Raw genomic sequence first — 14,673 nt, forward strand, 5'->3', positions numbered from 1 at the left:
ACGACTGGGAGTGAGACATGACCGCGAAGAACACCGATCGACCCGACGACGATGATTCGCTCGGGGTGCTGGACGACGCCGCGTCGCTGGACACGGCCGGCATCGGCATCCTCGGCGGCACCGCCCAGGTGAATCTGACGATCCCCACGGGCGACGACGACGATCTTCTCGACGACGACGCCGTCGTGGACGGCGAGGTCGCCTCCGAGCTGATCATCGACCCCGTGCCAGCGCTGGAGCCGGCGTCCGCCGCCGATGCGGTCGGACGCATCCTGGACGGCGGCATCGACATCGTCATCGAGATCCCGGCGGACGAGCTGCCGCAGGTCGCGGCCTCGGATGACGAGGACGCTGTGACCGCGGAGGTCGTGCTCGATCAGGACGAGCTGGCTGACCGCGTCGCCGCACAGGACGCCGAGGCGGACACGGTTGCGGACGCCGTCGTCATCGAGAAGGACGCCGAGACGACTGAACCCGAGGTCGAGGCATCCGTCGACGATGCCTCGGACGCGCCGGACACAATTGATGAACCGGATGTCGCGGGTCCGGAGCCCGTTGAATCGCTCGTGCCGGTGGTGGATGCCGACGGGTTGCCGGAAACGGATCAGACCGTGCCCGCACCGGCAGTGAAGCCTGCGAAGAAGCCCAAGCAGGCCAAGCAGACGAAGACCAAGAGCAAGCCGGTGCCCGTCGTCCACGACGTGGAGCCCGTCGAACCGACGGAGCCCGAGGAAACCGAAGCACCGGAACCGAACGAGGTTTCCGCGAAGCCGGCTGCCGCGGCGGCGGCGACTCCGACCGCACCCGCCGCCGTGCCGGTCACGCACTCCGCTGCGCCGGCGCCGGTCGCCGCGCCGGCGAAGCCGTCGGTCGCTCCATCGACGCCCGCTGCCGGGACGAAGCACACCGCTCCGGCTGAGTCGGCGCCCGCTCCGACTGAGTCGGCGCCCGCTCCGGCCGTCGCACGTTCCGCATCTGCGTGGGTCGCGACAGTCGAGCGCGCGGCAGCAGGCGAAGCATCCGATCCCGCTGAGGAACAGGACGAGACCGTGAGCACAGAGAAGGACTCCCGAGACAGGGCGACCGAGACGTCGCTCGCGCCGCGCTCAGCGGCCGTGTCGGCGAAGACCGACGTCGAACTGACCTCGAAGCGGCTGGGGGACCAGCTCGGACAGGCGTCGCGCGAGTCGGCAGATCTGCTGACGGCCGACCGGCTGCTCGACCCTCACCAGGTCACCAAACCCGAACCCGAGGGCGCCTGGAGCCACTTCCTGTACACCGTCTCCGGTCGACGCATCAACATCGGCGACGGCAAGAAGGCCACGGCGCGCAAGGCGCTGTCCGCGAAGATCGCGGCGCCGCTGAGCGGTGGCGCGCGCTTCGTCCCTGTGCTCTCGCGCAAGGGCGGCGTCGGCAAGACCACCATCACGGCGCTGCTGGGCATGGCACTCGCCGATGCCAGGGACGACCGTGTGATCGCCGTGGACGCGAACCCGGATCGTGGCACGCTCGCCGAGCGCATCGTCCGCTCGCACAACAAGTCCGTGCGCGACCTCGTGCGCATCCACGACGAGGTTCGCGGATACCACGACATCTCGGCGATCGTCGCGCGCGACACCACGCGCCTCGACGTGCTCGCCTCGGACTCGGATCCGCGCATCGCGGACGCGTTCGGCGATGCCGACTACCGCGACGTCGCTGATGTCGCTGCGCATTACTACTCGCTGGTGCTCACCGACACCGGTACGGGCATCGTGCACTCCGTCATGGGGGCGACCCTCGAACTCGCCGACCAGCTCGTGATCGTGTCCGGGCTGAGCGTCGATGAGGCTCGCCTCGCCTCCGAGACGCTCACCTGGTTGGAGACGAACGGATACTCAGCTCTGGCTCGTGACGCGATCGTCGTGCTCAACCAGTCCACCCCCGGCAGCCCGCTGGTCCGGCTGAACGAGCTCGAAGCGCACTTCGGCACGCGTGCCCGCCACGTGGTGCGGATGCCGTACGACCCTCAGATCGCCGGTGGGGGACCCATCGTGTACACGTCGCTGCAGCCCGAGACCCGGCAGGCGGCCCGTGAGCTCGCCGCCCTGGTCGTCGAGGACCTGCGGGCGAGCGCCGCCTGATGGCCGTCCGCGAGATCCGTCTGTTCGGCGACCCCGTGCTGCGCACCGTGTGCGCTCCGATCGACGACATCGACGACGGCGTCCGCGCCCTGGTCGCCGACCTCGTCGACACCGTGGAGCTCCCGGGGCGTGCGGGGGTCGCAGCGAACCAGATCGGCGTCGCGCTCCGCGCGTTCAGCTACAACATCGACGGAGACGTCGGCTACGTGCTCAACCCCGTGCTCGTCGAGGTGCGGGGCGAACCCGTGCCGACGGGGGAAGGATGTTTGTCCGTTCCCGGTCTCTGGCACGATGCCCTGCGGCATCCGTGGGCGCGGGTCGAGGGCATCGATCTCGACGGCAACCCGGTCGTGCTGGAAGGCGAGGGGCTGCTCGCCCAGGCTCTGCAGCACGAGACCGACCATCTCGACGGCATGGTGTACCTGTCGCGGCTCGCGCCCGAGACCCGCAAGGTCGCGATGCGCGAGGTCCGCGAGAGCACCTGGTTCTAGAAGCCGCTCAGCCCCCGATGGCGACGTTCGTCGTCTGCACCGGCTCGTCGTAGATCGCGGCGATCTCGTCGGCGAAGTCCGTCAGGATCACATTCCGCTTGATCGACATCTTGGGCGTCAGGTGTCCGGATGCCTCGGTCCATTCGGACCCGAGGATCGTGAACTTGCGGATCGACTCGGCACGGGAGACGCTCGCGTTGGCGACGTCGACCGCACGCTGCACCTCGGCCCGCACAGCCTCGTTCCTGGATGCCTCCGCGAGCGACATCGATCCGTTCAGGCCGTTGTTGGCGAGCCAGGTCGGCAGCATCTCAGGGTCGAGCGTGATGAGCGCCGAGATGAACGGCTTCTGGTCTCCGACCACGACGACCTGTCCGACCACCGGATTGGCGCGGATCGGGTCCTCCAGAGCCGCAGGGGCGACGTTCTTGCCGCCGGCGGTGACGATGATCTCCTTCTTGCGACCGGTGATCGTGAGGAATCCTTCGCTGTCGAACGATCCGATGTCGCCGGTGCGGAACCATCCGTCGTGGAAAGCCGCGGCCGTGGCCTCCGGGTTGTTCCAGTACTCCTTGAACACGTTGACGCCCTTGACCTCGATCTCGCCGTCGTCGGCGAGACGCACGCTGACTCCTGGCAGTGCGGGGCCGACGGTGCCGATCTTGGACTTGTCCCCCTGGTTGACGGTCGCGGGGGCGGTGGTCTCGGTCAGGCCGTAGCCCTCGAGGATCACGACGCCGAGGCTGTGGAAGAAGTGCCCGAGGCGCGCGCCGAGCGGAGCGGAGCCGGAGATCGCGTAGGCGATGTTGCCGCCCATGGCCGCGCGGAGCTTCGAGTAGACGAGCTTGTCGAACAGCGCGAACTTGATCTTCAGGCCGAACGGGATCTTCCGCCCCTCCTCCAGGAGCCGGGAGTGCTCGATCGCGGCGGCGGCCGCGGCGTGGAAGATCTTGCCCTTGCCGCCGGCCTCGGCCTTCTGCTCTGCGGAGTTGTAGACCTTCTCGAACACGCGCGGCACGGCGAGCAGGAAGGTCGGCTTGAACGAGCCGAGCGCCTGCAGCAGCTGCTTCGTGTCCGGCTGGTGGCCGGTGCGCACACCGGCATGGATGTTGAGGATCGAGATGAAGCGGGCGAACACGTGCGCCGTGGTGATGAAGAGCACGGTCGAGGCGCCGGGCATGGTCAGCACCGAGTTCAGCGACAGGAAGGAGTTGCGTGACAGCTCGACGAAGTTGCTGTGCGTCAGCACGCATCCCTTCGGCCGGCCGGTCGATCCCGAGGTGTAGATGAGAGTGGCGATGTCGCTGCCGACCGCGAGCTGACGACGGCGTTCGATCTCGGCATCCTCGACCGACGCGCCCTGCGCCGTGAGCGTGTCGATGGCACCGAGGTGCAGCTGCCAGACGTCGCGGATCAGCGGCAGGTCGCCGCGGACCTCGTCGAAGCGCTGGAAGTGATCGGTCGACTCGACGATGAGCGCGACCGCTCCGGAGTCCTCGAGGATCCAGTGGATCTGCGCGGGGGAGCTGGTCTCGTACACCGGCACCATGACCGCACCGGCGTAGAAGAGCGCGAAATCGACCAGCGTCCACTCGTAGGTGGTGCGGGCGATGAAGCCCACCTTGTCGCCCGGCTGGACGCCGCCGGCGACGAAGCCCTTGGCGAGAGCGACCACGGCCGTCTGGAAGTCCGCAGCGCTGATGTCGCGCCATCCGTCGCCCTGCGGAACAGAGAAGAGGGCGAGATCCGGCGTCGCCTTGACCCGCTCGACGAGCAGGTCGGCGATGTTGGCATCTGGGTCGGCGGGGACGATCGCGGGAACATCGAACTGGACCACGGCAGCTCCTTCGGTACCGGTCGGGCACGGGCGTGCACCGAGTCTACGGCATGGGATTCAGTCGCACGACAACTGACACTGCGTCGCATCGATTCCGCGGGCGCTAGACTTCACCTCGATGTTCTACTGGCTGATGAAGTATGTCGTGATCGGCCCCATCGTCAAGGCGATCTTCCGCCCCTGGATCGTGGGCCGGCGCAACGTGCCGACGACGGGTGCGGCGATCCTCGCCAGCAACCATCTCTCGTTCGCCGACTCCATCTTCCTGCCGCTGATGATCGACAGGCCGATGTCGTTCCTGGCGAAGAGCGACTACTTCACCGGGCGAGGCATCAAGGGCTGGGCGACCCGCTTCTTCATGAAGGCCACCGGCCAGATCCCGATCGACCGCTCCGGCGGCAAGGCCTCGGAGGCGTCGCTCAACACCGGCCTGCAGGTGCTCGGGCGCGGCGACCTGCTCGGCATCTACCCCGAGGGGACGCGAAGCCCCGATGGCACGCTCTATCGCGGACGCACCGGCATCGCGCGCATGGCGCTGGAAGCGAAGGTCCCGGTGATCCCGGTCGTCATGGTCGACACCGACACGGCCATGCCGATCGGAAAGCGACTGCCGAACATCGTTCGCGTCGGGATCGTCATCGGCGAACCGCTGGACTTCTCCCGCTACGAGGGCATGGAGAACGATCGCTACATCCTCCGCTCCGTCACGGACGAGATCATGATCGCCCTGCAGCGGCTCGGCGAACAGCACTACGACGACGTGTACGCGTCCACCGTCAAGGACCGCGCACCGGCCGGCGTCACACGGCGCTCCTGAGGCGTCGCGGGGCATTCGCGCCCCAGTAAGCTGGGACTCATGCCGAACCCGCATGACGCCGCACTCGACGCCTGGCGAGCGCTCCCCATCAAGCAGCAGCCCCAGTGGCCGGATGCGGATCGGGTGGCCGAGGTCTCCCGCCAGATCGCAGGGCTTCCGCCGCTGGTCTTCGCCGGCGAGGTCGACAACCTGCGCGACCGGCTGGCGCGCGCGGCATCCGGCCAGGCGTTCCTGCTGCAGGGCGGCGACTGCGCCGAGACCTTCGCGGGCGCCACCGCCGAGCAGATCCGCAACCGCATCAAGACGGTTCTGCAGATGGCCGTCGTACTCACCTACGGCGCATCCATGCCTGTCGTGAAGATGGGACGCATGGCCGGGCAGTTCGCCAAGCCGCGCTCCAGCGACTCCGAGACCCGCGGCGACGTCACCCTGCCCGCGTACCGCGGCGACATCGTCAACGGCTACGACTTCACCGAGGCCTCCCGCACGGCGGACCCGGGCCGTCTGCTGCAGGGGTACCACACCGCGGCATCCACCCTGAACCTGATCCGTGCGTTCACGCAGGGTGGTTTCGCCGACCTGCGCGAGGTGCACTCCTGGAACAAGGGCTTCGCGCAGAACCCTGCCAACCAGCGGTACGAGCGGATGGCGGGCGAGATCGACCGCGCCATCAAGTTCATGGAGGCGGCCGGCGCCGACTTCGACGAGCTCAAGCGCGTCGAGTTCTTCACCGGTCACGAGGGCCTGCTCATGGACTACGAGCGCCCGATGACCCGGATCGACTCGCGCACAGACACCCCGTACAACACATCGGCCCACTTCCTGTGGGTGGGCGAGCGCACGCGCGAACTCGACGGAGCGCACGTCGACTACTTCTCCAAGATCCGCAATCCCATCGGGGTCAAGCTCGGTCCGACCACGACGCCCGAGACGGCGCTGGCGCTCATCGACAAGCTCGACCCGGAGCGCGAGCCCGGACGGCTCACGTTCATCACGCGCATGGGCGCGGGGAAGATCCGCGACGCGCTTCCGCCCCTGCTCCAGGCCGTGAAGGATGCCGGTGCGGCACCGCTCTGGGTCACCGACCCCATGCACGGCAACGGCATCACGACCCCGACCGGGTACAAGACGCGGCGCTTCGACGACGTGGTCGACGAGGTGCGCGGCTTCTTCGAGGCGCATCGTGCGGTCGGAACGTTCCCCGGCGGCATCCATGTCGAGCTCACCGGTGACGACGTCACCGAATGCCTCGGCGGGTCGGAGCACATCGACGAGGCCGACCTCGCGACGCGCTACGAGTCGCTGTGCGACCCGCGGCTGAACCACATGCAGAGCCTGGAGCTGGCGTTCCTCGTGGCCGAGGAGCTCGAGAAGCGCTGAGTCGGCCCTCGGGCGGTCAGTCCGCGGTGCGGAGCGTCGCGAGGATCGTGGCGTGCCGGACCAGGAATGCGCGCTCGTCGAGCTTCTTGCGCCGCAGCCAGCCGGTGACCTCGCTGTTGTGCTTGCTCGCGTTGCAGGACGCGCACGCGGGCACGACGTTCTCCAGTGTGTACCGGCCGCCGCGTGAGACAGGCTGGACGCAGTCCCGCTGGAGGGCAAGGTCCGTCTCCTGACAGTAAGCGCACCCGCCCCAGGCCTCCAAGAGAGCATCCCACTGCACCGGAGTGAGGTCGTTGTCGACGCGGGCGAGGCGTCGCTGTCGCCGCTTGGCGTAGCGCGCTCGAGCAGCGGGTGAGGCGGTGCGGAAGGGGCGGCGGGGGCGCTCCTCGGTCACTGGCGGACGTCGATCGAGATGGTCACCGTGGTACCGGAGCGCTCCATGGAACCGGCTTCCGGGTCCTGCGTCTGGACCTCTGTGAGACCGTCCTGTGCGATGTTCCACGGGAAGACGATCCCGGCGACGTCGAACCCGGCCTCCTGGAGCGTCTGCGAGGCTTCGTCACGGGTCATGCCGACGACATCCGGCACCTCGAACAGCTGCGGTCCCTTGGAGACCACGAGCGATGTGGAATCCCCTGGGCGCCAGTTGCCGCTCGGGTCGCGCTCGGCCATGGACAGCACGATGCCGGCCTCGACGGTGTCGCTGAACTCCTCGGTCTGCTCGGTGACCGAGATGCCCTTCTCGTCGAGGGCGGCGACGGCATCGTCCGCGGACATGCCGACGACGTCCGGCAGCCCGCCCAACGAGACGTAGAGCTCGACCGTGTCGTCCTCGAAGACCTCGCAGCCTTCGCCGCACTCGTAGCTGTCGTCCGCGCCGCGCGGAGTGACGTAGGCGTTGATGACGATGCCGGCGTCCGCGGACGAGTACAGCTCGAGCGTCTCGTCCTTCGCGTTGACGTGCAGCGAGGCGAGGTAGTCCCTGGCCTCCTGCTCGGTCCGCCCGTTCAGCGGCTCCAGCGTGTGCGCGGCGGGGCCGTCGGAGATGAACACCGTCACCTCGGCATCCTTCTCCAGCCGTTCGCCCGGCGTCGGCGTCGTCCGGATCGCGAGACCCGCCTCCACATCGATCGCGTTCTCATGCGCTTCGACGGCGATCAGATCGTGCTCGGCGAGTTCGGCCTGCGCCTCGGCGAACGTCTGGCCGGCCACCTCGGGGACGGCGACGAGCGAGCCCGGTCCGGAGCCGAACCACCAGCCGACGCCACCGGCGACGGTCGCCAGCAGGAGGACGAGTGCGAGCAGGAACGCGCCACGGGCCCGACGCCGCGAAGTGCGGCGGCGCAGCAGCGTCGCGTTGTCGACCGGCTGATCGACAGGGCCCGTGGGATCTGCGATGACGGCCGTGTTCGGCAGGACCTTGGTGACCTCGCCCGACTCGAGCTGCGAGCGCGCCGGGGGAGAGGTCGCGGCGGCGACCTGCGGCGCGATGCCGAGCTGCTTCTCGATCTCGCGGAGCCGGTTGAGCATCGCCTGCGCGTCATCAGGACGCTCCTCCGGGGAGCGCTCCGTCGCCCACAGCACCAGCTCGTCGAGCGGCTCGGGAACGGCCGGGTTGCGCACACTCGGCCGGGGCACCGATTCCGTGGCGTGCTGGAACGCGATCTGCATGGGCTGCTCGCCCTTGTAGGGCTGCTCCCCGGTGAGCATCTCGTAGAGCATGATGCCCAGGGCGTAGATGTCGCTGCGGGCGTCGGCCGTGCCGCGCGTGACCAGCTCCGGGGCGAGATAGGCGATCGTTCCGAGCAGCTGTGCGCCCGTCGCCGTGTTCGCGGTCGTCGCGCGCGCCAGGCCGAAGTCACCGATCTTGATCCGGCCGTCCTCGGCGAGCAGCACGTTCTCGGGCTTCACGTCGCGATGCACGATGCCGCCGCGGTGCGCGGCCGCGAGGCCGGCGAGCACGGCATCCATGATCGTGATGGTCTGCGGGATGGTCAGCCGCCGCTGTTCGCGCATGAGCTCGCGCAGCGTGATGCCGGGCAGGTACTCCATCACCAGATAGGCGAGTTCGCCGTCCTGACCCTGATCGAACACGTTGACCACGTGCGGGTCGGCGAGGCGCGCGGCCGAGCGAGCCTCCTGGATGAACCGGCTCTGGAAGTTCGAGTCGTCGCTGAGATGGGCGTGCATGACCTTCAGGGCGACGCGCCGCTCGAGCCGCAGATCTGTGGCGACGTACACGGTCGCCATGCCGCCGCGGGCGATCCGCGCGCGCACGCGATAGCGACCGTCGACAAGCCGCCCGATGAGAGGGTCGGCCTGCTGATTCGTCGTCACGGAGAAAGTCTACGGAGAACAGGCTGAAAGCCCCGGCAACGGCTCACCCCTGCGGGCATCTCGGCGCGGGATTCCGCCGTCATCCGAGCTGCGCGAGCCACTCGTGAGCCGCCTGCTCCCACTGGCCGTAGCGTTCGGGGAAGGCGGACTTCTGCACGGCCTGCGCCGCGTCCGTGAAGCGCATGGACTCCCACCCGCCGACGTCCAGCAGCCCGTGGGTCATGGTGCCGTCCGGGTTCGTCGTCCCGAGATAGAACGCGCGGATCGCGTAGTCGCGGTGGCCGATCTGCTCGGGCGTGCCCCATCCGGTGCTGGGGCGCTGCTGGAAAAGTCCGATGGAGTCGCGGTCGCCCCAGTCCAGGTTCCGCATACCGGATTCCACCATGCTCGTCGCGAGAGCGATGGCGATGCCGCGATCCGAGACGCCGAGCTCGCGCCCGATGCCGATGATCATGAGCGCGTTCTCGGTCTGCGGGGCGTTGAGCACCGCGGTCTTGGGGCCGACGTCGGTGGGCGCGGTCTCCGGCTGCTTGCCGGGGATCGCGATCTTCTGGCCGGGGTAGATGATGGACGAACCGGACAGCCCGTTGGCGGCGAAGATCGCGCTGATCGTCGTCGCGTGGGTCGCCGCGATGCCCGTGATCGTGTCGCCGGCGACGACCGTGTGCGTGGTCGCGGTGCTCGATGCCGGCGCGGGAGTCGGATTCGCCGCTGGAGCAGGAGCCGAGGCGGCCGCACCTGCGATGCGGATCTGCTGACCCGGGTAGATGATCGAGGCGCGCGAGAGCCCGTTCGCCGCCAGTACTGCGTCGATCGTCGTGCCGTACTTCGCCGCGATGCGCGAAATCGTGTCGCCCGCGACCACTGTGTGCGTCTGCGCGGACGGTGCAGGGGGTGCGGGTGCGGCCGGCGCGGTGCCCGTCGGGGCGGACGCCGGTGTCAGTCGCAGCACCTGCCCTGGGCGGATCATGGCATCCGCGCCCAGGCCGTTCCAGGCCACGAGGTCGGCCGAACGCAGGCCGTAGGTCCGTGCGATCGCCCAGACCGTGTCACCGGACTGCACGGTGTGCGTCGACGGCGTCGGAGCTGCGGCCGGGACGGCGCGCACGACGTGCACGCGTTCGATCGCGCCGGTCTCCACATCGGATGCCGAAGCCGGCGCGGCCGCGAAGGCACCGGACAGCGTGCTGAGGATCGCAGCCGGAATCCCCACCTGGAGGTGGCGGATGCGGCGGCGCATGGTCTGCTGGCTCACGGTGGGGCCCCCTTTGATCGCCCATCCACGCTGACACGGATGTATACGGAAGTCAACAGAAGTGGTGAATGGGACAGTTGTGACTGATGTGGCGACATGCGTCTGTCAGCCGGAGGTGAGATAGTGAACAACGTGTCTGAGACTGCCCCCGCATCGACCCCCACCGACTGGCTGACCCTCCCCGATCTCGTCGAGGTTCTCGACGAGACGCAGAGCCGTGTGCGCCGCCTGATCGACGATCATCACCTGATCGCGTCGAAGCGAAGCGGAGTGCTCGCGGTGCCGTCGGTCTTCATCGTCGACGGACACCCGCTTTCGTCGCTGCGCGGCACGATCATCGCGCTGCAGGATGCCGGGCTCACGGACGACGAGGTCATCGACTGGCTGCTCGAGGATGATGACACGCTGGGCCGCGCGCCGATCGCCGCGCTGCTCGCCGGTCACAAGAGCGAAGTCCGGCGCGTCGCACGCACCCTGGCCTGACCCGGCCCAGCGGGGCTCAGGCGACGCGCGTCGTCGCCGCCCTGGCGAGATCGCGCAGCTCGCCGACGGCCGCGTTGTCCAGTCGTGCCCCGGTGAGGGCGCGGTCGGCGGTCTTCGCGTAGTCGGTGATGAGGTCCTCGACCCGGTCCAGCGCTCCGCTTTCCCGAACAGTGGCCTGCAGCGCGGCGATCTGGGACTCGTCCAGGTCGTCGTCGCCGAGCATCTCGTCGAGCACTGCGCGTCCGGGAGCGGCGAGACGCTCGCGAGTGAAGGCGATCAGCACCGTTCTCTTGCCTTCGCGCAGGTCGTCGCCGCTGGGCTTGCCGGTCACAGCAGCGTCGCCGAATACGCCCAGGACATCGTCCCGCAGCTGGAACGCCATGCCGAGCGGCATCCCGAAGTCATCCAGGGCGCTCAACTGCGCGGCGTCCGCGCCCGCCAGAAGGGCGCCGAGCCGTAGCGGCTGCGCGATGCTGTACCTCGCCGACTTGAAGGAGATCACCCGCAGTGCGCGCTCGGCATGCTCGGCGAGCGGGCTGACGCTCCACGCCGACTCCTCGGCGATGTCGAGAAACTGGCCCGTCGTCACATCCCGGCGCATGCGCGCGTACTCGGCTCGAACAGCCGGCGCGTTCGGCAGATCCCGCAGGGCATCCTCGAGCAGGTCGTCGCTCCAAGCCACCAGCAGGTCGCCCAGCAGCACCGCCCCCGAGCGTCCGAAGTCCTCGGCGTCTCCGCTCCACCCGGCATCCCGATGCTCGGCCTCGAGTGCGCGGTGCGCGGCGGGGCGCCCTCGGCGGGTGTCCGAGTTGTCGATCAGATCGTCGTGGACGAGAGCGGCCGCCTGGAACACCTCGAGTGCCGCGCACAGGCGCCAGAGCGCTTCGGGCTCCGCTGCCGCGCGGTCCGAGGCGCGTGCGACGGCGGTCCAGCCTGCATGGCAGAACCGTGCCCTCAGGCGCTTGCCTCCGGAAAGGGTCGCTGCGGCTGCGTCGAGGAACCGCCGGCCGTCCGGCCCGTAGTCGGCGGATTCCGCGCGCATGCGACCCAGGAACTGGTCGAGTGCGCGGGTGATGGCGTCGGCAACTGGAGAGGATGAGGGCACCGGTCCAGCCTACGGCGGCGGAGTGCGACTCCTCTCAGCCGATCTCTAGCCTCTGACGCCTGTGCGCGGGTAGACTGGAGTACACGAAACCCGAGGGGGACGGAATGCCACTGTCCGAACAGGAGCAGCGTCTGCTCGACGAGATGGAACGCCATCTCCTCCAGAACGACGCGGATGTTGTCAGCGCGCCCTCGGGCGACCGCGTGCTGAGTTATCGGAACCTCGTCTACGGCGCGGTACTGCTGCTGGTGGGCATCGGCGCTCTCGTCGTCGGTGTGGCACTCGCGAACGACCTCGGCGGGTTCGCCATCGCGATCGGCGTGGTCGGCTTCCTCGCGATGCTCGGTGGCGTGATGCTGGCCGTGACTCCGGTTCGCCGCACCGGTGGTTCACTTCCCAAGGCGCCGCGTGAAAAAGGCGCGCCCACCTCTTCCGCGGGCTTCATGGACCGCATGAACGATCGATGGGATCGGCGCCAAGAGGGCCGCTGACCCCACTTCTCTCCACTTCGAGAACCCGGATGCTCTGAGCATCCGGGTTCTTCGCGTTTCCGGGGGGTGTTCTCTCCCTGTGGCCCCACCCGCCCTCCACTGACGCTCCACTTCACTCCACACGTCGAGATCCGCGTCTTCCCGCGGATCTCTTCGGCGTGCCCGCGGCGTAGACGCCTGCATATGGCATCATCGACGGGATTGGTCGTAGGAATGTGGAGCAAAGTGGAGTAAAGTGGGGCGTACCTCGAGTTGGCCGGACGGAGAGGGGGTGAAGGCCGATGTTGCTGGGGACGCACTCACCGAAGCTCGACGACAAGGGCCGAGTCATCCTGCCCGCCAAGTTCCGCGAGGATCTCGCCGGCGGCATCGTCGTCACGCGCGGTCAGGAGCGCTGCCTCTACGTCTTCAGCACGGCCGAATTCGAGGAACTGCACGAGCGGATCCGCCAGGCACCGCTCAGCAACAAGCAGGCCCGTGACTTCCTGCGCATGTTCCTCTCCGGGGCGAGTGCGGAGATGCCGGACAGCCAGAACCGCATCACCATCCCGGCGCACCTGCGCCAGTACGCAGGGCTCGAGAAGGAGCTCGTCGTGACCGGTGTCGGCGCACACGCCGAGATCTGGGATGCCGCGGCCTGGAACACCTATCTCGACAGCAACGAAGAAACCTACGCAGAACTGGAACAGGAGGTGATTCCGGGATTGTTCTGACCTCGACTGTGATGCCCCGCCGCTCCCGCCCCGACACACTTCCCCGGTGCCGGGTCGTGAAGCGGAGGGGGATCAGGGTCGAAGGTCTCCCGAAGACATCATGAGCATCCGAGACATCCACACCCCGGTACTCCTGGAGCGCTGCATCGAACTGCTCGCCCCGGCGCTGCAGCACGACGGCGCCGTCCTCGTCGATGCCACGCTCGGCATGGGCGGTCACGCCGAGGCATTCCTCGAGCGCTTCGAGAACATCCGCCTGGTCGGCCTCGACCGCGACACCGACGCGCTGCGGATCGCTGCGGAGCGACTTGCTCGTTTCGGCGAACGCGTCTCGTTCGTGCACTCGGTGTACGACGAGATCGGACTGCACGCGCAGGGCGCCGACGGCATCCTGTTCGACCTCGGGGTCTCGTCGCTGCAGCTCGACGAGGCGGAGCGCGGCTTCGCGTACTCCAAGGACGCTCCGCTGGACATGCGGATGGACCAGACCAAGGGCACGACCGCTGCCGACGTGCTCGCCACGTACAGCGAGGGCAATCTCCGGCGCATCTTCGAGCGCTACGGCGAGGAGAAGCTCGCCGGGCGATACGCGCGCTTCATCGTGCAGGCACGCCAGCAGACTCCGCTGGAGCGATCGGGGCAGCTCGTCGAACTGCTCATCGAGGCCACTCCCGCCGCCGCTCAGCGGGCGGGGCACCCGGCCAAGCGGGTGTTCCAGGCCCTGCGGATCGAGGTCAACTCGGAGCTCAGCGTCCTCGCGGATGCGATCCCGTCCGCCATGGACGCGCTGAACATCGGCGGGCGCATCGTCGTGATGTCGTACCAGTCGCTGGAGGACCGCCTGATCAAGCAGGCGTTCGCCGCGGCATCCGCGTCGACGGCCCCCGCGGGTCTGCCGGTCGAGCTTCCGGAGCACGCCCCCCGCTTCCGGATGCTGACCAAGGGCGCCGAGCTCGCCGGAGATGAGGAGCGAGCGCGCAATCCGCGCGCGATCCCGGTGCGGCTGCGTGCCGCCGAGAAGCTGAGGGAGCGGTCATGAGTGCCGAAGCCACCGCCCGCGTGCGGCCGATTCCGCAGGCACCGACACGCGAGGAGCGAGGCCGACGTCTTCGCCCCGTCGAGCAGTCGGAGTCGCGTCGTCGTCCGAAGCTCGTCTACGCTCTCGTCGCGCTGGCCGGCGCGCTGGTGATCGGTGCGGCGCAGATGGGGCTCACGCTTGCGACTACGCACGACTCGTTCGTCGTGGCCGATCTGAAGAGCCAGCAGCGCTCGCTCGGTCTCGAAGCCCAGGCACTCGAGGAGCAGCTGGCCGGTGCCAACTCGCCGCAGGCGCTCGCGAACAAGGCGAGCGAGCTCGGGATGGTGGTCGCCGGAACCGCTTCGTACCTGCGACTCAGCGACGGGATGGTCGTGGGCGCGGGTTCGGCAGCGGACTGGTCTTCGACGATCAATCCGCACGGAGCGGGTTCCGTCGCGAACTCGCTGCTCGAGGAGCGGGACACGGTCGCGGCGACACCCACCGCGACGGAGGAGACGGTCGATACCGCAACCGCTGAGGATGCCGTCGTCCAGGCGGAATCCGACACGCCGCCCGCCCTGACCGAGGGGCTGCCGACCCCGAGCACACACTGAGACCGGAGA

The 14,673-nt window shown here is 68.6% G+C and carries 14 protein-coding genes; 9 read left to right on the forward strand and 5 right to left on the reverse strand.

Annotated features, from left to right (window positions below; genetic code table 11):
• The first annotated feature begins 17 nt into the window (after positions 1-17).
• Complete coding sequence (locus tag M2317_RS16670) at positions 18-2,123, forward strand: AAA family ATPase (RefSeq protein ID WP_429462091.1); 2,106 nt, start codon at positions 18-20, stop codon at positions 2,121-2,123.
• A complete protein-coding gene (locus tag M2317_RS16675) occupies positions 2,123-2,614 on the forward strand; it encodes a peptide deformylase (RefSeq protein WP_429462093.1) in 492 nt (163 codons plus the stop codon). The genes M2317_RS16670 and M2317_RS16675 overlap by 1 nt, the downstream gene beginning before the upstream one ends.
• A 7-nt stretch (positions 2,615-2,621) precedes the next feature.
• On the opposite strand, the gene M2317_RS16680 is transcribed toward M2317_RS16675, so the two are convergent.
• Positions 2,622-4,451 (reverse strand): AMP-dependent synthetase/ligase, encoded by a 1,830-nt coding sequence (locus M2317_RS16680; protein ID WP_429462095.1) that lies wholly within the window; start codon positions 4,449-4,451, stop codon positions 2,622-2,624.
• A 118-nt stretch (positions 4,452-4,569) separates the two neighbouring features.
• Between M2317_RS16680 and M2317_RS16685 the strand changes: the two genes are divergently transcribed.
• Entirely contained in the window at positions 4,570-5,268 is a 699-nt protein-coding gene (locus M2317_RS16685; RefSeq protein WP_429462097.1) for a lysophospholipid acyltransferase family protein, read from the forward strand.
• Positions 5,269-5,307: 39 nt separating this feature from the next.
• Positions 5,308-6,648 (forward strand): class II 3-deoxy-7-phosphoheptulonate synthase, encoded by a 1,341-nt coding sequence (locus M2317_RS16690; protein WP_429462099.1) that lies wholly within the window; start codon positions 5,308-5,310, stop codon positions 6,646-6,648.
• Between the two features lie 16 nt (positions 6,649-6,664).
• Here the strand turns inward: M2317_RS16690 and M2317_RS16695 are convergent, their stop codons facing one another.
• The 3 genes from M2317_RS16695 to M2317_RS16705 all read right to left on the reverse strand — a co-directional run bounded on the left by M2317_RS16695 (position 6,665) and on the right by M2317_RS16705 (position 10,240).
• Complete coding sequence (locus M2317_RS16695) at positions 6,665-7,042, reverse strand: HNH endonuclease (protein ID WP_429462101.1); 378 nt, start codon at positions 7,040-7,042, stop codon at positions 6,665-6,667.
• Positions 7,039-8,985, reverse strand: coding sequence for a Stk1 family PASTA domain-containing Ser/Thr kinase (pknB, locus tag M2317_RS16700; protein ID WP_429462103.1), 1,947 nt, complete (start codon positions 8,983-8,985; stop codon positions 7,039-7,041). Before pknB ends, M2317_RS16695 begins: the two co-directional genes overlap by 4 nt.
• Positions 8,986-9,064: 79 nt before the next feature.
• Entirely contained in the window at positions 9,065-10,240 is a 1,176-nt protein-coding gene (locus M2317_RS16705) for a LysM peptidoglycan-binding domain-containing protein (RefSeq protein ID WP_429462105.1), read from the reverse strand.
• A 123-nt stretch (positions 10,241-10,363) separates the two neighbouring features.
• On the opposite strand from M2317_RS16705, the gene M2317_RS16710 reads away from it, so the two are divergent.
• Positions 10,364-10,723, forward strand: a complete 360-nt coding sequence (locus tag M2317_RS16710; RefSeq protein ID WP_429462107.1) for an Rv2175c family DNA-binding protein — start codon at positions 10,364-10,366, stop codon at positions 10,721-10,723.
• A 16-nt stretch (positions 10,724-10,739) separates the two neighbouring features.
• Here M2317_RS16710 and M2317_RS16715 read toward each other — a convergent pair whose 3' ends face one another.
• The gene (locus M2317_RS16715; protein WP_429462109.1) at positions 10,740-11,828 is read right to left on the reverse strand and encodes a polyprenyl synthetase family protein; all 1,089 of its coding nucleotides are present in this window, start codon (positions 11,826-11,828) and stop codon (positions 10,740-10,742) included.
• Between the two features lie 104 nt (positions 11,829-11,932).
• Between M2317_RS16715 and M2317_RS16720 the strand changes: the two genes are divergently transcribed.
• From M2317_RS16720 to M2317_RS16735, 4 genes are all read left to right on the forward strand, one after another.
• Complete coding sequence (locus M2317_RS16720; protein ID WP_429462111.1) at positions 11,933-12,319, forward strand: DUF3040 domain-containing protein; 387 nt, start codon at positions 11,933-11,935, stop codon at positions 12,317-12,319.
• 281 nt (positions 12,320-12,600) lie between these two features.
• The gene (gene mraZ / locus M2317_RS16725) at positions 12,601-13,032 is read left to right on the forward strand and encodes a division/cell wall cluster transcriptional repressor MraZ (protein ID WP_429462113.1); all 432 of its coding nucleotides are present in this window, start codon (positions 12,601-12,603) and stop codon (positions 13,030-13,032) included.
• A gap of 100 nt (positions 13,033-13,132) precedes the next feature.
• A complete protein-coding gene (rsmH, locus tag M2317_RS16730; RefSeq protein WP_429462115.1) occupies positions 13,133-14,071 on the forward strand; it encodes a 16S rRNA (cytosine(1402)-N(4))-methyltransferase RsmH in 939 nt (312 codons plus the stop codon).
• The gene (locus tag M2317_RS16735; protein ID WP_429462117.1) at positions 14,068-14,664 is read left to right on the forward strand and encodes a hypothetical protein; all 597 of its coding nucleotides are present in this window, start codon (positions 14,068-14,070) and stop codon (positions 14,662-14,664) included. Before rsmH ends, M2317_RS16735 begins: the two co-directional genes overlap by 4 nt.
• The last annotated feature ends 9 nt before the right edge of the window (positions 14,665-14,673 follow it).

The sequence above is a fragment of the Microbacterium sp. ZKA21 genome (assembly GCF_050434165.1).
Taxonomy (GTDB): domain Bacteria; phylum Actinomycetota; class Actinomycetes; order Actinomycetales; family Microbacteriaceae; genus Microbacterium.

What these genes read in the sequence shown, in the direction of transcription:
- M2317_RS16670 (WP_429462091.1), top strand. Translation starts at nt 18, where the DNA reads ATGACCGCGAAGAACACCGATCGACCCGACGACGATGATTCGCTCGGG.
- M2317_RS16690 (WP_429462099.1), top strand. Translation starts at nt 5,308, where the DNA reads ATGCCGAACCCGCATGACGCCGCACTCGACGCCTGGCGAGCGCTCCCC.
- M2317_RS16720 (WP_429462111.1), top strand. Translation starts at nt 11,933, where the DNA reads ATGCCACTGTCCGAACAGGAGCAGCGTCTGCTCGACGAGATGGAACGC.
- M2317_RS16675 (WP_429462093.1), top strand. Translation starts at nt 2,123, where the DNA reads ATGGCCGTCCGCGAGATCCGTCTGTTCGGCGACCCCGTGCTGCGCACC.
- rsmH (WP_429462115.1), top strand. Translation starts at nt 13,133, where the DNA reads ATGAGCATCCGAGACATCCACACCCCGGTACTCCTGGAGCGCTGCATC.
- M2317_RS16685 (WP_429462097.1), top strand. Translation starts at nt 4,570, where the DNA reads ATGTTCTACTGGCTGATGAAGTATGTCGTGATCGGCCCCATCGTCAAG.
- mraZ (WP_429462113.1), top strand. Translation starts at nt 12,601, where the DNA reads ATGTTGCTGGGGACGCACTCACCGAAGCTCGACGACAAGGGCCGAGTC.
- M2317_RS16735 (WP_429462117.1), top strand. Translation starts at nt 14,068, where the DNA reads ATGAGTGCCGAAGCCACCGCCCGCGTGCGGCCGATTCCGCAGGCACCG.